The sequence below is a fragment of the Pseudoalteromonas sp. APC 3691 genome (assembly GCF_030408135.1).
In the GTDB taxonomy this organism is placed as follows: domain Bacteria; phylum Pseudomonadota; class Gammaproteobacteria; order Enterobacterales; family Alteromonadaceae; genus Pseudoalteromonas.
In genome coordinates, this window is sequence record NZ_JASDCB010000066.1 from 1 (window position 1) to 24,544 (window position 24,544).

The 24,544-nt window shown below is 37.6% G+C and carries 23 protein-coding genes and 2 pseudogenes; 9 read left to right on the top strand and 16 right to left on the bottom strand.

Translation table 11 applies throughout. From position 1 onward, the window contains the following. The 7 genes and pseudogenes from QL998_RS16980 to QL998_RS17010 all read left to right on the top strand — a co-directional run. Positions 1 to 97 (top strand): annotated as a pseudogene (locus QL998_RS16980) (IS5/IS1182 family transposase); the annotation flags it as partial. Positions 98 to 198: 101 nt separating this feature from the next. Continuing rightward, complete coding sequence (locus tag QL998_RS16985; RefSeq protein ID WP_290193126.1) at positions 199 to 1,734, top strand: GGDEF domain-containing protein; 1,536 nt, start codon at positions 199 to 201, stop codon at positions 1,732 to 1,734. Positions 1,735 to 1,796: 62 nt separating this feature from the next. Further along, positions 1,797 to 3,140, top strand: coding sequence for a nucleotide 5'-monophosphate nucleosidase PpnN (gene ppnN / locus QL998_RS16990; protein WP_024596931.1), 1,344 nt, complete (start codon positions 1,797 to 1,799; stop codon positions 3,138 to 3,140). Between the two features lie 10 nt (positions 3,141 to 3,150). After that, positions 3,151 to 3,924, top strand: a complete 774-nt coding sequence (gene xni / locus QL998_RS16995) for a flap endonuclease Xni (RefSeq protein WP_024596930.1) — start codon at positions 3,151 to 3,153, stop codon at positions 3,922 to 3,924. Between the two features lie 69 nt (positions 3,925 to 3,993). Then, positions 3,994 to 4,377, top strand: coding sequence for a DUF3192 domain-containing protein (locus tag QL998_RS17000; protein ID WP_024596929.1), 384 nt, complete (start codon positions 3,994 to 3,996; stop codon positions 4,375 to 4,377). A gap of 11 nt (positions 4,378 to 4,388) precedes the next feature. Continuing rightward, positions 4,389 to 6,077: a hypothetical protein gene (locus QL998_RS17005; protein WP_290193127.1), complete on the top strand. Its 1,689-nt coding sequence runs from the start codon at positions 4,389 to 4,391 to the stop codon at positions 6,075 to 6,077. Positions 6,078 to 6,283: 206 nt separating this feature from the next. Beyond that, complete coding sequence (locus tag QL998_RS17010) at positions 6,284 to 7,291, top strand: isocitrate dehydrogenase (RefSeq protein ID WP_039487666.1); 1,008 nt, start codon at positions 6,284 to 6,286, stop codon at positions 7,289 to 7,291. Between the two features lie 287 nt (positions 7,292 to 7,578). On the opposite strand, the gene QL998_RS17015 is transcribed toward QL998_RS17010, so the two are convergent. Then, positions 7,579 to 10,587 (bottom strand): immune inhibitor A domain-containing protein, encoded by a 3,009-nt coding sequence (locus QL998_RS17015; protein ID WP_290193128.1) that lies wholly within the window; start codon positions 10,585 to 10,587, stop codon positions 7,579 to 7,581. A gap of 489 nt (positions 10,588 to 11,076) precedes the next feature. Here QL998_RS17015 and QL998_RS17020 point away from each other — a divergent pair, with 489 nt between their 5' ends. Continuing rightward, positions 11,077 to 12,801, top strand: coding sequence for an acetolactate synthase 3 large subunit (locus tag QL998_RS17020; protein WP_290193129.1), 1,725 nt, complete (start codon positions 11,077 to 11,079; stop codon positions 12,799 to 12,801). Next, the gene (gene ilvN / locus QL998_RS17025) at positions 12,801 to 13,298 is read left to right on the top strand and encodes an acetolactate synthase small subunit (RefSeq protein WP_002960314.1); all 498 of its coding nucleotides are present in this window, start codon (positions 12,801 to 12,803) and stop codon (positions 13,296 to 13,298) included. The genes QL998_RS17020 and ilvN overlap by 1 nt, the downstream gene beginning before the upstream one ends. 91 nt (positions 13,299 to 13,389) lie before the next feature. Here the strand turns inward: ilvN and QL998_RS17030 are convergent, their stop codons facing one another. The 15 genes and pseudogenes from QL998_RS17030 to QL998_RS17100 form a co-directional block, all read right to left on the bottom strand. Continuing rightward, on the bottom strand, positions 13,390 to 13,665 hold the full coding sequence (locus QL998_RS17030; protein WP_002962474.1) for an HU family DNA-binding protein: 276 nt from the start codon (positions 13,663 to 13,665) through the stop codon (positions 13,390 to 13,392). Between the two features lie 210 nt (positions 13,666 to 13,875). After that, the gene (locus QL998_RS17035; RefSeq protein WP_290193130.1) at positions 13,876 to 14,415 is read right to left on the bottom strand and encodes a DUF3833 domain-containing protein; all 540 of its coding nucleotides are present in this window, start codon (positions 14,413 to 14,415) and stop codon (positions 13,876 to 13,878) included. Between the two features lies 1 nt (position 14,416). Continuing rightward, positions 14,417 to 14,905: a chalcone isomerase family protein gene (locus tag QL998_RS17040; protein ID WP_290193131.1), complete on the bottom strand. Its 489-nt coding sequence runs from the start codon at positions 14,903 to 14,905 to the stop codon at positions 14,417 to 14,419. 53 nt (positions 14,906 to 14,958) lie between these two features. Next, positions 14,959 to 15,459, bottom strand: coding sequence for a DUF2878 domain-containing protein (locus tag QL998_RS17045; RefSeq protein WP_149603678.1), 501 nt, complete (start codon positions 15,457 to 15,459; stop codon positions 14,959 to 14,961). Continuing rightward, positions 15,437 to 16,699 carry a cyclopropane-fatty-acyl-phospholipid synthase family protein gene (locus QL998_RS17050; protein WP_290193132.1) on the bottom strand — a complete coding sequence of 421 codons (1,263 nt, stop codon included), beginning with the start codon at positions 16,697 to 16,699 and terminating at the stop codon, positions 15,437 to 15,439. The genes QL998_RS17045 and QL998_RS17050 overlap by 23 nt, the downstream gene beginning before the upstream one ends. A 37-nt stretch (positions 16,700 to 16,736) precedes the next feature. Next, on the bottom strand, positions 16,737 to 17,474 hold the full coding sequence (locus QL998_RS17055; protein WP_149603676.1) for a DUF1365 domain-containing protein: 738 nt from the start codon (positions 17,472 to 17,474) through the stop codon (positions 16,737 to 16,739). Next, positions 17,467 to 18,723, bottom strand: a complete 1,257-nt coding sequence (locus QL998_RS17060; protein ID WP_290193133.1) for an FAD-dependent oxidoreductase — start codon at positions 18,721 to 18,723, stop codon at positions 17,467 to 17,469. Before QL998_RS17060 ends, QL998_RS17055 begins: the two co-directional genes overlap by 8 nt. Continuing rightward, positions 18,720 to 19,430: an SDR family NAD(P)-dependent oxidoreductase gene (locus QL998_RS17065; RefSeq protein WP_290193134.1), complete on the bottom strand. Its 711-nt coding sequence runs from the start codon at positions 19,428 to 19,430 to the stop codon at positions 18,720 to 18,722. Before QL998_RS17065 ends, QL998_RS17060 begins: the two co-directional genes overlap by 4 nt. A gap of 2 nt (positions 19,431 to 19,432) precedes the next feature. Continuing rightward, positions 19,433 to 19,861, bottom strand: coding sequence for a nuclear transport factor 2 family protein (locus QL998_RS17070; RefSeq protein WP_290193135.1), 429 nt, complete (start codon positions 19,859 to 19,861; stop codon positions 19,433 to 19,435). A 1-nt stretch (position 19,862) separates the two neighbouring features. Further along, complete coding sequence (gene phrB, locus QL998_RS17075; RefSeq protein WP_290193136.1) at positions 19,863 to 21,257, bottom strand: deoxyribodipyrimidine photo-lyase; 1,395 nt, start codon at positions 21,255 to 21,257, stop codon at positions 19,863 to 19,865. Next, the gene (locus tag QL998_RS17080; RefSeq protein ID WP_076924725.1) at positions 21,257 to 22,210 is read right to left on the bottom strand and encodes a DUF523 and DUF1722 domain-containing protein; all 954 of its coding nucleotides are present in this window, start codon (positions 22,208 to 22,210) and stop codon (positions 21,257 to 21,259) included. Before QL998_RS17080 ends, phrB begins: the two co-directional genes overlap by 1 nt. Positions 22,211 to 22,218: 8 nt before the next feature. Beyond that, a complete protein-coding gene (locus QL998_RS17085) occupies positions 22,219 to 22,899 on the bottom strand; it encodes a ChrR family anti-sigma-E factor (RefSeq protein ID WP_002962459.1) in 681 nt (226 codons plus the stop codon). After that, positions 22,892 to 23,515: a sigma-70 family RNA polymerase sigma factor gene (locus tag QL998_RS17090; protein WP_002962457.1), complete on the bottom strand. Its 624-nt coding sequence runs from the start codon at positions 23,513 to 23,515 to the stop codon at positions 22,892 to 22,894. Before QL998_RS17090 ends, QL998_RS17085 begins: the two co-directional genes overlap by 8 nt. A 68-nt stretch (positions 23,516 to 23,583) precedes the next feature. Continuing rightward, positions 23,584 to 24,162: an LON peptidase substrate-binding domain-containing protein gene (locus QL998_RS17095; RefSeq protein ID WP_290193137.1), complete on the bottom strand. Its 579-nt coding sequence runs from the start codon at positions 24,160 to 24,162 to the stop codon at positions 23,584 to 23,586. Positions 24,163 to 24,447: 285 nt separating this feature from the next. Next, positions 24,448 to 24,544: pseudogene (locus QL998_RS17100) on the bottom strand (IS5/IS1182 family transposase); the annotation flags it as partial.

A 24,544-nucleotide genomic window follows, 5' to 3' on the forward strand; every position in this document is an offset into this window, starting at 1 on the left:
AGGGATAGCCACGCGGTATGAAAAGCTTGAACGAAATTATCATTCAATGCTCGCTTTAGCATTTACTATGATGTGGCTACCAATGTGGGCTGATTGATATATGTACTACAAAGATCAACAGCCCCTAGATAACTACACATAATAAAAATTTGTTGTAAACTGAAGATAATGAAATTAATTTGATGGCGGTACGCTTAGGTGTCACAAAGATCTAACGCAACAGATAAAAAGCTAAAACAAGCAATTGATGCGCGTATGGCTGTTGAGAGTGCTCGTAAACATCAAGTAGATGTTTTATGTGACTTTACAGCTAAACTATCGTTGAGCTGCAAAGGACTAGATATCGAGTTAGATAATCGCCTCGCCAAATTTAGAAGTGCGCTTAATAAAGGCGTGAGTTTTGAAGACCTTGCGCCCCTTATTAGTGAAACTTTAATCCTACTTAAAAACCAAGAATCGATTCAACAAACTCAGCAACGTAATTTATTCGACAGTGTGCAAAGTGCCGGTAAACAATTACAAAAAACCAAAGGTTTACCTGACGACACTCGCAGGACTCTGAGAAATTTACTCGATCACGAGATTAATAACGTTCATTCAACTCATGGTTACATTCCGCTACTTGATCAACTTATTAGCTTTTATCATGAAGCGTTGCTTACCAAGCAAAACCCTCAAGTTGATCAGCAGCGCCCAGTAAAACAGGCGCGTGCAAAAAAACTACTTGAGCTCGCAAATGAACTTATACTTGAAGAAGAAGCTACGCTACAAATTAATAATATAAAAAATAATATTACAGAAAGTGACTCAATCGATACATTACTTGATGTTGCAATTAGTATTATTGATGTAGTGGTAAAAAATATAAGTAAAGAGCGTAAATCCGCGCAAAGCTTTTTAGTTTCATTAAATCAAACCCTCGAAGATCTTCATAACTCTATCGTCTCAACTAGCAAGCACTCTGAGTCTATGGAAGTTGAGTTTGACTCACTTAATAAAAGCATTGAACTAAAAATAAAAAATCTTAATGAGCAAACGCAAAAAGCTACATCAATCTCATCTTTAAAAGAACTCGTAGATAACGAATTAAAATCAATAAGCGAAGATTTTATAGCAAAAGAAAAGTTAGAACGAAAAGACAGAGAAATGCTTAGCGCTAGCTTTAATGAAATAAATACTCGAATTGTTACTTTAGAAGATAAGTTAACAACGTATAAAAAACGCTTAAACGAACAGCGCTTTAAAAGCTTACTAGATGGGCTTACAAAACTGCCTAACCGGGCTGCATTTGACGAACGTTACAATCACGAAATGCATTTGTTTAATGTGCAGCCATCAGATGTTACGCTTGCAGTTATTGATGTTGACCACTTTAAATCTATCAATGATAGATTTGGCCACACCGCAGGTGATATTACCTTACAAGTTATATCAAAAGCGTTGCAAAAATCGGTAAGAAAGTCTGATTTTATAGCGCGTTATGGCGGTGAAGAATTTGTACTATTAATGCCAGGTGTGTCGCTAGAAAACGCAACATTACCCCTGGATAAAGTAAGAAAGGTAATTAAAAATATACCTTTTAAATTTAGAGAAAAACAAATTGAGATCACTATTTCGGTAGGTGCAACTCAATTTAAAAAAGGCGATACCCTATTAAAGGCATTTGATAGAGCTGATGATGCACTTTACGAAGCCAAAAATTCAGGGCGAGATAGACTTTGTACCAGTAAATAATGTCATAGCTATTATAACTTTTATGACAAGTAGTTTTACGATTTAGTAGTAGGAGCACGTCTATGTTAATACAGTTAAACCCAACTGGGGTTTTAGATTTACTGTCGCAATTAGAAGTTGATTTATTAGAGCAATCGTCTGCTAGTGAGCGTTATAAATTATTTAGAAACTGCGTACTTGCAGTCCTCAATGTAGGTAGTCATACCGACGACAGTAACGATATATACAACAAATACAAAGATTTTGATATTCGTTTAGTAAGCCGCGAACGAGGTATTAAAATTGAACTTGAAAACCCACCCGAAACCGCATTTGTTGATGGCGAAATAATTACCGGTATTCACGAACATATATTTTCTGTTATTCGTGATATTTTGTTTATTTGTCAAAAATACGAAAAAGATTTAAAAGAGCAAAAAGCCATAACCCATATGGTGTTCGATATGCTCAGAAATGCAGGTGCACTGCGTGTTAAAAGCGAGCCTAACATGGTTGTTTGCTGGGGCGGACATTCAATAAACGAGGTTGAATATAAGTACACAAAACAAGTAGGTTACGAACTTGGTTTACGTGGATTAAATATTTGTACCGGTTGTGGTCCTGGTGCCATGAAAGGCCCAATGAAAGGCGCAACTATTGGCCACGCAAAGCAACGTAACACCGATAATCGCTACTTAGGTTTAACAGAGCCAAGCATTATTGCTGCCGAGCCACCAAATCCTATTGTAAACGAACTCGTTATTTTACCTGATATTGAAAAACGCCTTGAAGCTTTTATTAGAACAGCTCACGCAATTATCATTTTTCCTGGTGGCGCAGGTACTGCTGAAGAGTTGTTATATTTATTAGGCATATTGTTGCACCCAGATAATACTAAACAATGTTTACCTGTTATTTTAACTGGCCCCAAACAAAGCGAGGCGTACTTTAAAGAGCTATGCGAGTTCGTTGAAATGACACTTGGTAAGGAAGCGTTGGATAAGTTTGAAGTAATTATTGATAATCCTGAATTAGTCGGTCAAAAACTAAAGTCATCGATGGCTAATGTTCGTGATTACCGTAAAAGTGAAGGTGATGCTTATTACTTTAACTGGACATTAAAAATAGATAACGACTTTCAACAACCTTTTGCACCAACACATGAAAATATGGCAAGTTTAGATTTACACCTTGATCAGCCTAAACAGCTACTCGCGGCTAATTTGCGTAGAGCTTTCTCTGGTATTGTTGCTGGTAATGTAAAAGACGAAGGCGTTAGAGCCATTAAACAAAACGGTCCATACATTTTAAGTGGCGAACCTGCCCTTATGACAAATATGGATAAATTATTACAGGCATTTGTTCTTCAAGGTCGCATGAAGCTCCCTGGTAGTAAATATGTTCCATGTTACAAAATAAAAGCATGAGTTTTATAGTTTGAAACCCCATTTACTTCTTATAGATGCGCTTAATTTAATTAGGCGCATTTACGCCGTTGACGCGAATCAAAAACATCATAGCGACGAGCAAATGATACAAACGTGCTGTGCACGTGTAGCCCACGCCTGTAAAAAGCTTTTAGATACGAGTAATGCAACCCATGCCATTGCTGTGTTCGATGGTGACAAAAGCTGGCGTTATCATTTTTATAAAGACTACAAACATTCACGCGCGCCAATGCCCCAAGTATTAAAAGATGCTCTATTGCATTTTAAAGCCGCAATTGAAGAAACAGGTATTGTAGTATTTGAGCCTATTAACGATGAAGCTGATGATATTATTGCAACGCTTGCCTTTAAGGCATCAAATAATCAAATAACGAGCACTGTTGTTTCTACTGATAAAGGCTTTTTACCTTATATTGGCCCTTACATTACAGTTTACGATTACTTTAAAAAGCTATATTTAGATGAGACAAGTATAAAAGAGCGTTTTGGTGTTGAGCAAAATAAACTCGTTGATTTTTGGGCATTAGCGGGCGATAAAACAAATGATATTCCGGGAGTTAAAGGAATAGGTACTAAATCTGCGCAGCAAATAGTTAATAACTATAACTCAATTGAACAAGCAGCCGAAGATGAGTCTCTAAGCCCGAGTATTAAAGCAAAGTTAGCCGCTAATATGGATATGTACGTAATTTCAAAGCACTTGGTTAGTTTACGCACCGATATAAATTTAGGTTTTAGTTTAAAGCAGTTAAGACTTAATTAGTCGCAAGTTAATAGCCTCTAAACATTACAAAACGTATACTGATATTAGTTACCGGAGTCAGAGTAAGCCATATTGAAAAAATTTATCCGATATTTAATTTTAGGTTTAGGGCTATATGCACTGATAGCTGCATTGGTGATTACCTTTTATAAAGACGATCCTCAAGCTATGATTTGGCAAGACCGAGAGGCTTTCAATAAACGTTACATCGAAAAACTATCACTTGAGCAGCCAACAACACTAAATAGTGTTCTTGATTACTTAGGCAGCCCCGATCTTACTTATGCCAAACGAGATGGTGAACAAGTATTTCAGATAGTTTTTTATCGTACACAACATAAAACATCTGACGGTATTACCACTATGGATGAATGTACTGGCCTATTATTTAAAAATGGGCAGCTGTTTTTATGGGGCCCGAGTGCATACAATAAATACCAAGAACAAAATTAGGTGAAGGTTTAATGGATGAAGCTGTTTCAACTACCTTAGAGCAGCTGCTTAATAATACGCAGCTGTTTTTAAGTTATTATAACAATAAACAAAAATGGACAGCTCTATATCCAATGGCAAGTAAGCTAGCTGAGCAATATAGAGTGCTCTACAGCAAACAGCCATTCGCATTACAATCCCGATTAACGCTTTATAATCCAAGTTATTCTTATGCAACAAATTTAGTTGTTAGTCAGAGCGTCATAACTGCTGCCCTGTGTAAATCTCAAAATTATAATAGTGCCTTAAGTGAGCTATACATAGCCGCTACACTCATTGAACATTTATGTGTTGGAGCGCAATTAAACAAGCTTTGCGAGCAAACACCTTTTCAAGATTCTGATAAAAAAATTTGGAAAATGCGTCATCAGTTAGCAGCAAAAGTAATGTTAGCTAGTGGCGATTCAGCAAAACCTGTTACGCAGTTACTAGCTAAATTAAATAAGTATAAACAAGCATTGGTAAGTGCTCCTAAAATAATGCTTTACGATGGGGGCATAACGCTGATTGCTCTAGCAAATATTATTAGCATGAACATTACGAGCAACACGGCTAATAAACATATTAGCTTATATAAAGCACTTACCGATTTGTACATTCGCACACCTAACTTGTTCGCACTGCAATTAATTAAATCACTAATAGCGCATTTAGGGCCATTATTACCGGGAAGCCGCGTTTTATACGCTGAGCAAACCATGATTTATTTAGCAACTGATGCACAACAACGGCATGTTTTAATTAGTACAGCAAATCCAAATAAATTAACCTGGTACAGAGTAAAAGCAACGCTTAACGATAATCCAAAACAATGGCATTGCACTGATAAAACCATTAGCTTTAAAGTATTTAACAGTGAACATGTAAAACCACAAAGTGAGCTTGAGGTTGATAAGGCACAATCTTTACTTGAGCTAATAAGTAATATTAAGTTACAGCACGAATACAGCTATAAAGGATTAAGCCTGCTGATGGCGCCTCACCCTCTCGTAATTGCTAATTTATGCGAGGCAGTAAAACCATATAATAAAGAACATCAGCCCGCAAAAGACTTAAAACATAGTTTATCTATGGTCGGTTATTATAATGCACCTGCAATAATTCAACGGGTTGTTTTTGAACAATTAGTTAATGTTACCCCACATCCATTGCAAGCCTACGTGACTAACAGATTAAATGGATTAGTAAAAATAATGGCTTTATTGGTTAGTAAAAATGACCATGACCAGTTTGAGCACATTACTTTACCTTTATACGCTTACGCCCATTTTTTATTAACGCAGTGCGGTACACAGCTTTCTCGTAAAACGCTGATTGACGACACACCAAATAAAACATTGAGTGCCCCTATCTGCTCCTTTTTTGGGGTAAATGCAATTAACACCGAACAACTAACACAACAGCTTACTCTTTTATTGAGTGATAACCCATGGACAGCAGCACTCTTAGAAGCAGAGCAAACACCTAAAAAGCACTTAACTGAGGCCCATAAACTTTGGATCACACTTAAGGTTGTTGCTCAAAATGTGTTTAAACCAGAACTTTCGCTAACTCCGTGGCAGCAGCAAACGTTAAATGAACAGCTAAAAATACTCAAGTGGCATAACCAAGCTGATTTTTATAAACAATTAGAATCTCTTGAGTTGTTTAATAGTATTTAGTTTATTAGAAGCTATTTTATGTCTTTATACCCATTATAACTTTTGTGTATACCCAGTATTTTTTGTATAAACTAGCAAAATGGGTGATAAATTGGTATAAATGCGCCCTTAAATTTTCAAGCACGTTCACATAAATGTTCTAACAAGCGGTTACTCTCTCAGAGTAATAATTTATGTGCAAATCAAACTCTTTAAAGGAAAAGTCAATGGCCAAACAAACCATCACAGTGATCAAAGGCGACGGCATCGGTCCGAGCATTATCGACTCAGCACTTGAAATATTAAAAGCCGCAGGTTGCGACTTTGATTATGAATTTGTTGATGCTGGCCTAGCTGCACTTGAAAAAACAGGTGAGTTATTACCGCAAGAAACAGTTGATACAATTGCTAAAAACAAAATCACTCTTAAAGGCCCATTAACTACGCCTGTAGGTGAAGGTTTTACATCTATTAACGTAACACTTCGTAAGCAATTTGGTTTATACGCTAACGTACGTCCAGTTAAATCATTTGTTGGTACTAAAGCGCGTTACGACGATATTGATATCATCACTATTCGTGAAAACACTCAAGGTATGTACTCAGGTGCTGGCCAAGTAGTAAGTGAAGACGGTAATGAAGCAGAAGCAAAATCGATAATTACGCGTGAAGGCGCAGAAAAAATCGTAACTTTTGCATACGAGCTAGCGGTACGCGAAGGTCGTAAAAAAGTAACTGCAGTTCATAAAGCTAACATTTTAAAATCAACATCTGGTTTGTTTTTAAAAGTAGCACGTGAAGTAGCTGAGCGTTACCCACAAATTGAATCAAATGAAATGATTGTTGATGCAACATGTATGAAGCTAGTAATGACACCTGAAGAGTTTGACGTAATTGTTACGACTAACTTATTTGGTGATATTTTATCTGACCTTTGTGCTGGTTTAGTTGGCGGTTTAGGTATGGCTCCAGGTGCTAACATTGGTGAAGACGCTGCAATTTTTGAAGCTGTACACGGTAGTGCACCAGATATTGCTGGCAAAAACCTAGCTAACCCAACATCTGTAATTTTAGCGTCTATTCAAATGCTTGAGCATTTAAATATGGGCGATACTGCAGAGCGTATTCGTAGTGCTGTTGCTGATGTAATTAAATCAGGCGACCGTACAACTCGCGATTTAGGTGGCAGCCACGGTACAACTGATTTCACTCAATCAGTAATTGACCGTTTATAATTAATATTTGTTATTAATTTAAATAGCCCGCTAATTTAGCGGGCTTTTTTGTGTTTGCTAACTGCGTTTACTAACCTAGTGTATTTATGCAAGTTATACCAATTCGCTTAATTAAGTGATCTATTTTGATGATGGAAAAACGTGTTGATAGCTAGGCAAAAAATTCGCTATTTAGTTGTTCTCGGCAATTGCTCCTGCATTGCTCTACCTTCTGCATCCATGCAGTCGTAAATGAGAATTTTTTAACACAGGTAGCGACACGTTTAGCCCCGCAAAATGATTAAGTATTATTGCGGATTGGTATTAGTATTAAACCTAAATAAACTTAACAGTAGTAATCCTAATAAACCCGCCAGTGATCCGCCACTTGAACCCGAACTACTTTGTTGTTTTTGTACAGTAGCAGATAACTCTTGAGTAAAAGTATCATTGGTTTGAGTATCAGTAACATTCAACGTTACGTTATAAGTCCCGTCAGCTTGATAAGTATGTATTGGGTTTTGTAAATTTGATAACGCACTGCCATCACCAAAATCCCAACTGTAAGTATAACTATTAAAGCCGCCGGTTACTTGGGCATTAAATTGTGCGCTTAAATCACTAATTGTAGCGTTTGCGTTTATGCTAAGCGGAACATTAGCAGTTACATCAATCTCTTTTGATTGTTCAGTGCCTTCGTTATCTGTCACTGTAAGCGTTACTTGGTAATCACCAGAGTACAAATAATTATACGAGAGCGATTGAGTCGCTAAAGTACTTCCATCTCCTAGCTGCCAATTATAAGTATACGGTGCGACTCCACCTGTAAGCGATGCGTCAGCTGTTAAAGTTCCTTGGTTTATTACATATTCAATTTCATTTACAGTTAATGGTTCAACTAATGTAACTTGTGCTACAGCGACTTGCTGTGAAGTACCATTATCTGCCATAAACTCAACGTTATAAGTGCCATAGTCTTGGTATTCATGAGTAGGCGTTAACTCTGTGCTGGAGCTCCCGTCGTCAAAACTCCACGTAAATTTGTCCGCTGGAGTAAGTGCAAAACCTTCTACATTAAAATTAGCGGTTAAACCGTTTTTAGTAAAATTAATTCCCTTAGTAACATCGTAATTAAGCTCTACTTCTATATCTTCACTGTCTGCTGACTGGCTTATAATACTAAACCCAAAACCAACCTGTGGAAGCACAACACCCGATGGTTTTTGCGCTGCAAAGCTATAATCGGTTTTATCAGTAAACCCGGTGATAGCTGATAAATCATCATCACCTAACCCTGCCCTTTGTTGATATAGGCTAAAAGCAGCATCACGTATTTGAATTGCTGAAGCAGCCGGAGTTTGCGTACTGCCTTTATTTATTGATCGCTGATCGGCATCTACCACTAATGCAAAACCACTGCCTGGATGCTCGGTAGTATTATTATCTGCTTGAGATTCATTGCTGTACCACAATAATAACCCCGGTGAGTACTGCTCAGCTTGCAAACTACTGTCAACGCCTGTGTATGAACGCAGTTGTATATAGTAATGTGATGGCGATGCATATGTGTAACTACCAACTTTTTCAAAGCCATTAAACTCAGTGTTAACTTGATCTTGTGCATTATTTTGCCAAATTAAAGTATCACTTTGCTCAATGCGCATATCATCAACAACAAAACCATAATAATGTGTGTTCGCATCTGTTATGTATTCAATTTTTAAATCAATTGTTTGCCCAGCATAAGCTGATAAATCAAACTTATGGGTCAAATAGCCGTTAGGTTGCTTAGCATCACTATTAAGAAATGAATCACCTGAGATATACGGACCAATATCACCGTAGTATGGATTAAGCGCTTGCGTATAATTACTCGCGATTGGCTCGCCATTTACTTTTACTTGAACTAAATCGTAATCGCGCTCAATACTGTAATAAGCAATAAAGCTTAAAGTAAGTGTCTCAGTTGTGCTTGGTAGCGCTATTGTATTAGCTAAGCTGTTGCTAATATTGTCGCCCGTATTTGAATAGTATTGAAAATCACCTTCTACTGGAGCCCTAAATTTTTCGAGCCTTGGTGGTAGTGTTATTTTTATTTGATTTTGCTGTTGTGAAGTACTCGCAGTATTAATTAATGTTTGCTGTGAGTTAGCCTCTATCTCATCCATATCAAGCGTAAGCTGGTTAACCCAGTTACCCTGGTACCGCTTTTGTAAATATTCAAGCGCATAAGGGCTAAACATAACTGGCTCTGAGCCTCTTGGCGAACCAGCCCAACTTCCTGTCGACATAACTGACCAAGACGCGACAGGCTCACCTACCGTGTTAGATTGTAAGTCGTATTCATCTAATAATCCTAAATCATGCCCAAGCTCATGCACAACCACACCAATCCCAGCATCAATAGGGTTAATGGTATAACCAAAGAGCTTAATGTTGCTGCCTGCAATCTCGCTCGGCCCGCTATTTTCATCAAATACATAGTAGCGGTGTGACCAAATAGCATCGGTGCTTAGGTAACCGCCACCCGCTTCTTCGCCAATACTTGAATGAAATACCATTACATGGTCAATAATGCCATTAGGTTCATTAAGGATACCGTCGCCATCAATATCATCTAAATCAGTTAAATCATAGTCCGCTAAATTAATATTAAACTTTGCAACTGCTTTCCCCACAGCCTCTTTAATTAAAGCGGGCGCATTTATATCCCGTGTACTGCCTTGGCGCTCACCATATATTTTTGCATTGCTATTAGCGGTTACCCAGCCATATACCTGCCCGCTAAAGTTTAAGCTGTTTCCCGAAGCCGCTTTATAATAATCAGCAGCCGTTTTTAAGCTTTGTCCATCAGGGCCTGTATAACCTTGAGTATTAAAAAGCATTTGCTGATAGTGCTCAGTTGAATAATCAGCGTAAAACATATCGGTGTCTTGCTCTACAAGTTGATTGTCGTCATGTTTAAGATCAGGAAAATCAATTAAAATAGCTAACACTTTCACATCATTAACGCTTTGATCTGGCACTAGCGACGTTGAAAAAGCGACCTGTTGTTTATTTGTGTTTGAAAAAACGTTGGAGGAGGATTTAAATTGCCTAAAGCCATTTTTAATTGAGTGATTGGCAACGTCTTTGTTACTCATATATGACTTAAATGAACTATCTAACTCACTTGAAGATATTTGGTCTCTTTTTTTAAGCCAATATAAAATACGCTCTTCGTTAGTTATACCAATATCATGCGGACTTAAGTTATTAGCCGCCACTATAGGGCTTAATAGCGTAGTTAAAAGCGCAATTAACGTCACTTTTTTCACTGTGTTTTCCTCAAACATAATTATGTAGCAATCATACCTAATATTAGAAATTTAAACATGCGATAAAAACATATAGTTAACATATGCAATTAAGGCTAATGGTCTCTAACACTCTTTTATATCTAAAATCGAACTTACAACCTAAAATGCATAATTTCTGCCAGTAAACTCAATTAAACACAGGTTTCCTGCAGCTTTAAATTAAAAAAAGCCACAAAACGAATTTAAAATGCAAAAAACAGCTTTCAAGGTTGACATGAAGGCTTAAAACCCTTAAAAATAAACCTATACAAAATCTTTAATTTAAAAGCAGTGTTTTGCTAAGTAGAGTAAAAACTATGAACACACACATTAATCTTTTAGTCGTACTCGTACTGGTCTTAGTTATAAGCCCAGCGGGGATGTATTAAAAGGTGATACTGCTTTTTAAAAACCCTCGCACTACGCGGGGGTTTTTTTATGCATAAAAAAGCGCACAGAGGAATGAGGATGAGCAAACAAGAATATAATGGTTCTGAACTAGTAGTTCAGGCATTAAAAGAGTTAAAGGTAAAATACATATTTGGCTATCCCGGTGGTTCGGTTTTAGACTTATATGATGCACTTTTTCAGCAAGATGATATTGAACATATATTAGTACGTCACGAACAAGCTGCAACACATATGGCTGACGGCTATGCCCGCGCCACTGGAGACGTTGGTGTTGTACTTGCAACCTCAGGCCCTGGCGCTACAAACTGTATTACAGGTATTGCAACGGCCTACATGGATTCAATTCCTATGGTTGTGTTATCAGGCCAAGTGCCTACAAATTTGATTGGCGACGACGCATTCCAAGAAACCGATATTGTGGGTTGTTCTCGCCCTGTAGTTAAACACAGTTTTAACTGTAGAAGTGCTAAAGACATCCCTACAATCTTAGCTAAAGCTTTTTATATTGCTAGCACTGGTCGCCCAGGTCCTGTCGTTGTTGAGCTTCCAAAAGATATGCTTAACCCTGCTATTAAGTTTGAATACGAATTTCCTAAAACCACCGAGCTGAGAACGTACAGCCCTAATACTAAAGGGCACTCAAAACAAATTCGCAAAGCCGTAACAGCGATTTTAGAGGCCAAAAAACTGGTTATCTACTCTGGTGGTGGTATTGTTATTTCAAATACATCAGAGCAATTAACGCATTTAGTTGAATCATTAAATGCCCCCATTACAAATACACTAATGGGATTGGGTGGTATTTCAGGTGTGCATCCAAACTTTGTAGGTATGTTAGGCATGCACGGCACGCTTGAGGCAAACAAAGCAATGGCTAACGCCGATGTGATTTTAGCGCTTGGTGCCCGATTTGATGACAGGGTAACTAATAATGTTCAAAAGTTTTGCCCTAATGCCACAATTGTTCATGTTGATGTTGACCCAACTTCAATTTCTAAAACAATTAAAGCACACATACCAGTTGTAGGTTGTTTAGCAACCGTACTTGAACAACTACAAGCGGGTATTGATAAAAGCCCAATTAAAATAGACCGCAGCGCGCAAGAAGATTGGTGGCGACAAATTATCAGCTGGCGCGAACAAAAGTGCTTAAGCTACAACACTGCTGGCGACAAAATTAAACCACAAGCTGTAATTGAAGCGGTTTATAAAGCTACTAATGGCGATGCTTACGTAAGTTCTGACGTTGGTCAGCATCAAATGTTTGCAGCGCAATATTATCCATTTAAGCATCCTCGTCAATGGATCAACTCAGGCGGCCTAGGCACCATGGGCTTTGGTTTACCTGCTGCAATGGGCGTAAAGCTAGCCTTTCCTGATAAAGAGTCTGTGTGTATTACGGGTGATGGCTCTATTCAAATGAATATTCAAGAACTATCAACCTGTTTACAGTACAACCTAGCGGTAAAGGTTGTATCACTTAATAACCGCTCTTTAGGTATGGTACGCCAATGGCAAGACATGGTTTACGGTGGACGTCATTCATCATCTTACATGGATTCACTACCTGATTTTGTTAAGTTAGTTGAAAGCTACGGCCACGTAGGCATACAAGTAAACACACTAGATGAGTTACAACCTGCTATCGATAAAGCAATGTCAATTACCGACCGATTAGTCTTTTTAGATATAAACGTTGATGAAAAAGAACATGTATACCCAATGCAAATTAAGTTAGGCGGCATTGATGAGATGTGGTTACGTAAAGGAGTAAAAGCATAATGCGTCGTATTTTATCTATTTTATTAGAAAACGAACCAGGTGCCCTATCACGTATTGTTGGGCTTTTTTCACAACGTGCATATAACATCGACAGCCTAACTGTGGGCACAACTGACGATCAATCATTGTCGCGTATTACCATTACCACTATGGGTGATGACAGAGTTGTAGAGCAAATTACAAAGCAGGTTAACAAATTAGTCGACGTGCTTAAAATTATCGATTTAACAGAAATGAGTCACATTGAACGTGAGCTATTGCTTGTTAAGGTCTTTGCTCAAGACGAGACGACTCGTGCAGCGGTTACGCGAGTAGTTGATGTGTTCCAAGGTGCTATTTTAGATATGGGCCGACAAAGCTATAGTCTACAATTAGTGAGCAGTACAGACAAAATAGAATCGTTTTTAGACACTCTTCGTCATGAAACCGATATTATTGAAGTTGTACGTTCTGGCGCTGTTGGCATTGGTCGAGGCGATAAAGCCTTAAAAGCATAAATTTATAATATAAAGGCATCAATTGATGTCTTTATTAAACATAAAAAAAAAGAGCTAATTAGCTCTTTTTTAATTTAATTCGTTAAACCTATTAAGGGTTTACTTGGTCTTTAAGACCTTTACCTGCTTTAAAGCTTGGAATAGTTGCCGCTGCGATTTGGATCTCAGCACCCGTTTGTGGGTTACGGCCAGTGCGAGCTGCACGTTCTTTTACTGAGAAAGTACCAAAACCAACTAATGCTACTGAATCACCTTCTTTTAAAGAAGAAGTTACAGCACCTGTAAACGCGTCAAGAGCACGAGTAGCAGCGGCTTTAGAGATTTCTGCATCAGTAGCAATTTTTTCAACTAATTGAGCTTTATTCATTGTTAGATTCCTATTCGTTATTATTTTGCCTTCGCAAAACCTATCTTTATGCATTTTTAAAGAGTTAGCAACAGCAAATTGCATTTTTTGCTTAAATTCTTAAAAAATGAGTAAAATTTAAATAATTCTCTGTAAAATACAGCGTGTTGGGTTAACAAAGACTTAATTTGAGTACAATTTTGGCGCAAGTTAAGCAACTGGGTAAATAAGCTATATTTTTTCGATCACTAAGGTCACTTCCCCGACCTCGACTCCAAACTTAACAATAGATGTGCGGTTTATCAAGCGCGATTGTGTAACCAGGTACATCCAATCATCAAAATTCACTTTTAAAGTACTGCCATCGTATGGAAGCTCTACATCGTAATTCCAATGAAATACGCTGCCATCACTTCTACCTTTTGCTGTACCTATAACATCATCTGCCAACCCTGTTAAACTATTGTCTTCGTTTAACGTTATTTTCCAAATACGCTTTTGAGTTTCGCCATCGTCATAAACAAAGTCTTCTTCAATAACGCCCTGGTTACCATCCCAGCTCGCACTCATATCTACGACAAGCTTTCGGGTCAATTCACCCTTAAAGTCTTGTACAACACCGTAGGCTTTCAAATTTCCACTAAAAAATGTTTTAAAGTCAAAGTTTGGCGATGTATTTTTATAATGCTCTACATTTGGTGCCGAACAGCTTATCAGCAACAAAGCAGATAAGCATACAAGAGCTGTTTTAAACGCGTTAAATACATTCATATTAATTCCCTAATAGTTGCTTTCGTAGTTTCGGCTCTGAGGTTTTTTCATCCAGCCAAATGGCTAAAAAATCACTCGAAAATTGAGGTTCATTTATTTCGCCAATTTTTTCATCATTATGATAAAAAGTACTCATACCCTGCTCATTTGTGACTAACGTTAGCGAATCACCTTGTCTAATATCAGGCCAAATAGACAATAATTTACTGTCGTATTTGTCTGCTAGCTCTTTTTTTCCAATATGCTCCCACTGCTCATTTGTTGCTTTTACGATTTCTTTAGCTTCAAAGTCACGTAAATAGGTAAGTTTAAATTTAATAGGATGCGTTCCTGCGCTGTAATTACCTGAAGGGGTAAATAAAACCGCGTCATATACATCCCAAAATAAATACTCCATTCGTGCTTCGCCTACTTTGTTAAACTGTGTGTTAGCTAAAACAATTGAAGTTGTAAGAAAATAAAAAGTAACTGCCTTTAGTAAAAATTTCAAAATAAGCTCCCTTGAGTCAATGAGTAATGTTACGAAATGGGAATTGTGGGCGATCAGCGATTGATGAATAACTTGATTTTTTGGTTTATAAAAAGAATAACAGTAAACACTGTAGACCAAAGCGCACCGTAAACGAGCCAAAACTGCCATAAAGGTAAACCTAAACTTATTACTTCAAAGCGTGCTCCAGCCCAATAACTTGCTGGCGCAAAAGCCATGCATACTAAAAAGGCCTGCCAAAGCTTTAATTTACTCAAAAAAACCATAGAAGTATTTAAAGAAAGTAATAACGCAGCCCATAAAAAGACGAGCCATAGAGGGAAGGGATAAACTTTAAATTCTAACAAGCCTAACTTTACTGCTATAAATTCTAATAATAGTGCTAAAGGTAGGGCTTTAATAAGAAGTAAGGTGTCTTGTTTTTTTTGTTTTGACAACCAAAACATTAAAACAATAATCAATCCGCTAAAAAGTAGCGAATCAGCTTCAAGCAGCAAGGATAAAAACCACACTGCTTGAAATAAAACAAAATTAGTAACCGAGCGCAATATCATCGTTATCGCTAACAAAACGTGGTTTACGCGCCATTAAATGCACCGTACTTGTTGCTCTAGCTCTAAACGCGCCTTCGCAGTAAGCAAAATAAAATAACCATAAACGATAAAAACGTTCATCAAATTTAGAGCGGTCTAAATCAGGCCAGCTTTTTATAAAACGAATTCGCCAATCTGCTAATGTTCGTGCGTAGTGAGCGCCAATATCATTAACAGTATGAATAACCATATCGGTATTATTTTTAATCTGCTCACTCATTTCGTTAAGCGATGGCAAACATCCACCTGGAAAAATATACTGCTGAATAAAATCAGAGTTTTTTAAGTAATGCTTATAACGCTGATCGCCAATAGTTATGGCTTGTATGAGCATTGCACCGTCGTCTTTTAACAATTCACCACATTGGGTAAAAAAGCTAGGTAAGTACTCATGGCCCACCGCTTCTATCATTTCGATAGAAACGAGCTTGTCGTACTTCCCTTTCAATTGCCTGTAATCAAGCTTAAGTAATGTAATTTTACTTTCAAGACCAAGCTCTGAAATTTTATTAGCGACATAATCATGTTGCTCATCAGATATGGTTGTTGTTGTTACATGGCAATCGTAATGTGTGGCTGCATATATAGCAAAAGCCCCCCACCCTGTACCAATTTCAATTACTGAATCATTTTTTTGAAGCTCAACTTGCTCACAAATGCGTTTAAGCTTGTATTGCTGAGCCTCTTCAAGTGTGGCTTCTTTTGTAGGATATACAGCACTTGAGTAAAGCATTTCTTTACTCAAAAATGATTCGTACAAATCATTGCCTAAGTCGTAATGAGCAACGATGTTTTTCTTAGAGCCCGATTCAGAGTTTTTATTTTTTATGTGATTAAACCGGTGTGCAATATTACTAAAAAATGCGAATTTCTTCTCAAACTCATCAAGTTGCTTCTCATTTATAGCAAATATCTCAATGAAAGAGGTTAAGTTGTCACAAGACCAATGCCCCAAAATATAGGCTTCACCAGCGCCAACGCTCCCAGATAATGCAAATGCCTTATACATAGCTTTATCGTTTACTATAATCGTTGCTTTTAGCACTGAAGATGGGTCACCAAAAACTGTACGCTCGTTTGCATCCACTAAAACAACTTGGCCTGTTTCAATTGACGAAAAGGCTTTAGTCACTAATTTTTTATATATGTTAGTTAACCAGTTTGTGCTTTGTTCGCAATTTAAGCTCGACACTTTATCCATTTAAATACCTATTAATTGTCCTGACTATCTATGTGCTTTATGGCTTGCCTGAGTGACCTAAAAAAGGAACTCGTTTTATAAACAACTTTAACGCTTGATAATAAATACCTTTGAAAATAGACCATGTCATGGCCGGAAAACGTTTAAATAACTTATTAACTTCTTCTTTAGTAAGCTCTTTACGTTTTAAGCGAAGTGTAGCATCAAATAATAGCTCTTCATTTCGCTTATTTTCAATATGTATCAATGTTTTATCAAGCGATTGCTTAACATGCCAATGATAGTTCATATCTAGATTCATAAAAGGTGATACGGAAAAAACCTTTTTAAAGTTCACTTTTTTTTCTAAAGGTACTAAATAATAATGACGTTCGTTCCATGGTGTATTACTTACTTCAGCAATCATGTATTTAAAACGGGTGTCGTTATGACCAAAAAAGTAAAAATTAACAGGACTAAAATACACACCAAAACAACGAAGTTGCCCAAGCATGTAAATATGAGAAAAGGTTTCAGTAATACCTAAATTGGCAAGTTGTTCGTGTGCACGCTCAATAAGAGGACGTTTAGCAAGCTGTGAGGTGCCTGTAAGATAATCAGCTTCATTAAACTTTAACGCCTTTAAGCCTGACGTACCTATGTGTTTATGCACACCATTTAGTTGCTGAGGATTATTTAAATCTACCCACATCATATACAAAGGGTAACTAAAGCGATGTTCTTTAACAGCAAAACGGCGATGTTTAACATCGCCTAAATACACTGCACTAGTCAAATTCGACCCCAAGTTGCTTGGCTACATCTACACCACTGTGTACGCCATCTTCATGAAAACCATTGTACCAATAAGCGCCACAATAGTAACTATTGTTTTGTCCATCAATACTGTGTTTAAGTTTTTGAGCCGCAATAGACTCTTGGTTAAAAACAGGGTGGTGATAAGTAAACTCGCGCAAAATTTTACTTTGGCTTATTCCTTCAAGATGGTTAAGCGTTACACAGAACTGTGTATCTGATTGTATACCTTGCAAAATATTCATTTGGTAGGTAACAACAGCGGCTTTATCAGTGTCGTTATTAAGTAGGTAGTTCCAGCTTGCCCATGCCGCTTTTCTATCTGGTAAAAGGTTTGTATCGGTGTGCAACACCACTGAGTTCTCAGTGTAAGCTATTGCACCCAATACTGATTTTTCTTGCTCAGTCGCATCACCCAGTAGTGCAAGCGCCTGATCTGAATGACAAGCAAATATTACTTTATCAAACTTACTTTGCTCACCATTAGCAAACTCTATTGTTACTTCATCATTTTGACGCGTAACAGATTTAATATCTGTATTAAGTTTAATTTTATCAGCAAAACCTCTGATCAGTGGCTTAATATACTGACGAGAGCCACCTGGTACTACATACCACTGTGGTCTATTGGTTACATCTAAAAGCCCATGATTAAAGAAGAACTTAACAAAAAATTCAACGCCTACGTTTTCCATTTCTTTAATACTGGTAGACCAAATAGCCGCGCCCATAGGAAGAATATAATGGTATTTAAAAAAGTCATTAAACTGGTTATCGTTAAGCAATTGCCCTAATGATTGATCAGACTGGTAATCACCTTTTTCATGCATTGCTTTGCACAGTTTGTTAAACCTAACAATGTCGTACAATAATCGCCAAAATTTAGGTCTAAAAATATTACGACGCTGTGCAAATAAGCTTGTAAACGTATGTCCATTGTATTCAAAACCAGTGGCTTCGTTATGCACACTAAAGCTCATCTGGGTTGTTTGTTTATCAATACCAATGCGCGAAAGTAGCTTTTCAAAATATGGGTAAGTTCGGTCATTAAATACAATAAAGCCAGTGTCTATTGCGTATTTGATGCCGCACACATCAACATCAACCGTTGCAGTGTGGCCACCTATATAATCATTTTTTTCAAATACGGTTACATCGTAATGTTTATGAAGCAAATGCCCACATGTTAAACCAGATACACCAGTTCCTATTATTGCTATTTTTTTCAACGGGCTAATCCTTTTGCGATTTTAAGCCAAATTGGGAGTGGTAAAATACGTAATGCTTTTAATATAAGTGTAAAACGGTACGGAAAGTGAACATCTTTTCGGCGCTTATGTATTCCCTTAATCATATAGTCTGCGGCTTTTTCAGCGGTAACAGCCATAGGCATCGGGAAATCATTTTTATTAGTAAGCGGAGTTTTCACAAAGCCAGGGTGAACTAAAGTCACGTCAACATCTTCTAAATCAACAGCTAAGCTTTTTGCTAAGTAACTTACACCCGCTTTTGATGCACCATAAGCTTCTGAACGAGGTAGCGCAAGATAGGTAACACTTGAGCTGACCAAAACAAGCTGACCACCTGAATTTATTTTAGGAAGTAGCGCCTCAAGGCAATACCCCATAGAGAGTAAATTTACGTTTATTACACGCTCAAACAATGTACTATCAAAGTTTCGTGCGTCATCTATGTATTCACAGTTACCCGCGTTTAGAATAACACGGTCAAAATGAGGAAAGCCAACTGTCGACTCTTTAATGTCTTGTAGATTAGTTGCATCAAATTTACATGCTTGAATATTGTCGTATTTAGCAAGCTCAGCGAGCTTTTCACTATTACGGCCACAAGCTATGACAGTGTCTCCCAACTGCGCATATTTAATTGCTAACTGCTCACCAATACCAGAAGTAGCACCCGTTATAAGTGTGATCATAATTAACCTGCCCTTTTATCAATTAGCTTTATAACACAACCAAGTAAAGGAATATGCTTATATAACAACTCGCCTACATTAAAGTAATCTCTGTGCTTGATAATTTTGCCATTTTCAAAAATAAGCTTACTATGACCTTCTACCGAGATAGTTTTACCTGATGAAAGTTTTGGATGTGCGTAGTGCATAGTCCAATAAATAAAAGCATTGTTTCCGCTATTAAACGAATCACTAATATCAAACTGGCAATGCTTAACATTGCTATATAAGTTAGCAAAGTACCTGCGCAATTCTACAATGCCATTAATTTCATGCATCGGGTCTATAAACTGTATGTTGTCACAGTAAATATCACTCAATAAATCAAGGTTCGTGCTATCAAGCTGTTGGTATATTTCAACAAATTTATCTACTGGTAACTGGTTATCCATATCACACCTTAAATGCAGCAAGTGCACGTTCTCGTGCCGCTTTATGATCAACTATTGCTGGCCAGTAACATTCCTTATCTTTACCAATTGCGGCTAAATAAGTGTGTGGAAAATGAATGTGTTTATCTGGCACGTTTTCAAGCTCTGGCAAATACTTACGGATAAACTTGCCAGTTGGATCAAAGCGCTCGCTTTGTCTGATAGGGTTAAAAACTCTAAAGTAAGGCTGAGCATCACACCCGGTACTTGCAGCCCACTGCCAACCACCATTATTTGAGGCTAAATCGCCATCAATTAGGTGCTGCATAAAAAAACGCTCACCTTCGCGCCAGTCTATTAATAAATGCTTAGTTAAAAAGCTCGCAACAACCATACGTAAACGATTGTGCATCCAACCGGTTTGCTTTAGTTGTAGCATTGCAGCATCCACTAACGGGTAACCTGTTCGCCCTTCACACCATGCTGTAAATTCATTTTCGCTTTTACGCCACACTACGGCGTTATACTTTTCGTTAAAGTTATCACCGCGCGAAAGCTTCGGAAATTCAGCAATTAAATGCCTGTAAAATTCGCGCCAAACAAGCTCGTTAATCCACGTAAACGTTTTACTTTTTGACGTAGTTAAAATATCAGGATAACGCTGCTGAATATTAATAAGCAGCTGTTTAGTGCTTACAATACCCAATGCTAAATACGGGCTTAAACCTGATGTGCCTTTTACGCTGGGTATATCACGCTGATGGTCGTAGCTTGTAAGCTTGTCACATATAAAGTTATCGACCACGGTAGACAGTGTATCGTCGTCAACCGGCCACTTATCTGAGCATCCATCACTTTTTAGTAAGTCGCTTTCATCAAATTTTATTGGATCAGAAGTTAGAGGCCATTGAGGCAAACTAAAGTGTGTATCTTGATACTGCTTTAGCCATGCTCGCTTAAATGGAGTAAACACTTTATACATTTCATTACTTTGATTTTTAACCGTTCCAACAGGTGCAATCAAATCACCTTCGTACAAAGTAAAAGTAATAGAAAGCTCATCGCATTCGTGCAAAATTGCTTTATCGCGGTTTACTTCATTAAGCTCATATTCTGTATTAGCAATTACATGTTTTACATCGTTTGATTTACAGAAACCAATAAGCTCACGCGTACAATCGCCAAAGCTAGGCGCTTCAATAACATGTAAAGTAATGCCATAATCAGCAAGCTGAGATTGAAGATAAGTAACTCGGCGCTTGAGTAAGTCAATCTGGATAGGCGCAGCTTGGTGTTGTTGCCACTGCTTTTCAGACACAAAAAAAATGGCGTGTTTAGCGCCATTGTTTAGCGCTTGAATTAACGCTTCGTTAGAAAAAAGGCGCAAATCGCGCCTAAACCAAAATAATGTATCCATTAAATACCAAATCGTAGTTTTAAATCGTGAGGGTAAGGGTTAAAAAACACTTGTTTTTCAAGATACTCATTTGGGTGAACCTTCAAATGATGTTTTAGCAAAGTAAGTGGTACATACAATGGCACCAACCCTTCGCGGTATTCATCTATTGCATCACGAAGTTCTTGTTTTTCAACCTTCGATAAAAATGTTTTAAAATAACCTTGTAAATGCATTAGCGTGTTGCAGTTATTTCTTCGAGAAGCTGGCTTTTTAAGACCCGTCATCAAGCCTAAAATATATTCATCAGCAACTGCGCTTATATCGTCGCCTACGTATGTTCCTAACAAGTTACCCAAATCGCGATAAGCTTGATAATTATGAGCCATTAGCAAGTACTTATACTGAGAATGAAATTGAGTAAGCTTATGAACCGTAAGCGGCTCTTGTACTAATTTTTGCCAGTTTTTAAATACGTAAATTCTCATTACAAAGTTTTCACGTAAGTGCATGTCATTTAAACGTCCGTTTTCTTCACATGGCAATAATGGGTTGTGCTTCATTATTTGCTCAGCAAAAAAACCAACACCTTCTGAGGTGTTACCTGTTCCTGCTTCATTGTAAATTTTAATGCGCTCCATGCCGCAACTTGGGCTTTTAGCACAAAATACAAATCCACTTAGTTCTTTAGCTTGTTCAGTTGCAACTTTTTTACCATATTCAGTAAGTTGCTGGCCTACTTCACCGGTGCCATCTGGGCGGCATACTTTAATAGTATCGCCCACTTTAACCTGGCGAATAGTTGGACGGGGTATTGGTAAACCTACCGCTACTTCCGGACAAAACCGGGTGTATTCAACGTGTTTACCTAGCTCATCCATACAAAAATTTGACTTTTTATGTCCTGTGTCAAATCTAACTTTTTCGCCTGCTAAGCACGCGCTTATACCTATTTTTATTATATCTGTATGCATATATTCTCTTAGTAAATCAAATTACCTATTGGATTTAGTAACTTGCTGAAGCCCTTATTAAAATGTAGCGCACTACTGACAACTGTAAAGCACAAACAACCATCTTTTGTTAAAGGAGTATGTTGGTGGCTACCATCTTGCCATATAAAGTCACCTGGTACATATTTTCCTTCTTCATCACTAAACTCGCCATCTAGGAGTAAAGTAACTTCAAAGCCAGTGTGCGTGTGTTCTGGTATTTCACCACCAGCATCAATATGTAACAAGCTAGAGCGTAATGGGCCATCATCAAGTGCAATACGCGATCTCGCAAGCTTACCCACTTGGGTAAATTTACTGTGAGAAATACGCGTTAGCGCACGTGGAAGCTGATAGTTATGCTCATTAACTTTAATAGAAACAGGTTCTACTTCATAAACTTCGTCGATAGAATCATCAGACGTGATCATATCAAGCACATTCAATTCAAATTCTTCAAGTAACTCAGGTTGCTCAGCTTGAGGTTTCTCATATTGCGCTGGCTCTTCGCTAAATAATGCGTTTGCGTTGCTTGCCTCAATTTTAGCTACTTTAGCCTGGCACACAGGGCACATATCTACATGTATAGAAACGGCTAAACTCAATGATGTAGCAAGTGATGCATCGCAATACTGTGTCAGTAAAGTTTCACTCGGGTGATGTTTAATCATGCTGATCTCCCATTTCATTACGTAATTTTTGCAAGGCCAAACGTAATCGTGATTTTACCGTGCCTACTGGAATATTAAGTTGATGTGCAAGTTGCTCTTGCGACATGTCTTGAAAATAAACGCCTCTTACCACTTCGCGTTGAGCAATAGGTAATTTGTCTAAATAACGTTTAATTTGTTTATCTTCTAAATGATCACTGTATTCGTGATGTGTATCTTGTGATTCGTTTAATAACGGCCAAATATCTTCGCTTATATTTTCTTCTTTATTACTTTTCATTTTACGAAGCATATCGAATGAAGCATTACGCATAACGGTATAAACCCACGTAGTAGCCGCACCTTTATCACTGTGATACAAATGTGCTTTACGCCAAACAGATGTTAACGTCTCTTGCACAAGCTCCATTGCTTGAGCTTCAACACCAAATTGCTTAATTCCAAAGCGTTTAATTTTTGGCGCAAAGTATTCAAATAAATAGGAAAATGCTTTTTTATCGCGTGACTGTGCAACATCTATAAGCGCTTGCATGAGTTCTTTACTCGGCGTTTCTGGCATGGCAGTGTACTTACCTGTATTAGGTTCACAACGTGGTGACTGTTGTTGACTTACCATAATAATTTATCCCGTTATTGCTTTCGTATTAATTTATACGGGCAATAATTAATTTAGGATCATAAAATTTAGGCAAATTCGTTATTAATCACAGTATGGAGGAAATTCAGTAAGTTATCAAAGTTCGTTTCAAACGCAAGTTGCTGTTTTTTCTCAATAGAAATAGGTAGGAGCTCAAGCCAACGAGCTGCAATCCAAGGCAGTTTGTCAAAGTGAGTTTTTTTGTAGAGTAAATTAAGTTCCGGATTACTTTTAAACACGTTTAAAAGCGCATCATGCAATAAGTCATGTTCGCCAACTGAGTTGTTAGAATCCTTATACCAATATGGCGTATTACAAGAAGACACCAAACCATGTCGCAGTTCGTCCTCATCTTGATAAACATCATTTATTTGAACGCTTTTAGATGCAAACACATCGATTAATAATACATCGTTGTCGTCTTGGTCAAAATCAATAATATCAACAAGGCAACCTTGCGCGCTTATATTAAATGGCGTGTCGTGCTCAAATGTACAAAGCACAAACCCTGTATTGTTTTTTAATGCGGTTTTAACCATATTTAAATAGCGAGGCTCAAATATGCGTAATCGCGTATAGCCTTCAGGTAACATAAAAATGGGTAATGGAAAAATCGCACGTTTCATAAAGTCTACTTCTTTCAAACACTCTGCCTTTATTTACGTGCGCTTTTGCTAAGTCGATCAGCTTAGTATGAATCGAATTAATTACCAGCTATATAATTGGCTAAAGATTAAACCAACCTCCCATAGCTTTAAACACTTGAACCGAGTAATAAGCGCTAATCATACTGACTACGGGTGCTAACATTAATGCAAATAATCCAAGTTCACTGCTCATCGTTTTAATCCTTTAAATAATTTATTTTGCGTTTTTAATACTAGGGGCTGTTGATCTTTGTAGTACATATATCAATCAGCCCACATTGGTAGCCACATCATAGTAAATGCTAAAGCGAGCATTGAATGATAATTTCGTTCAAGCTTTTCATACCGCGTGGCTATCCCT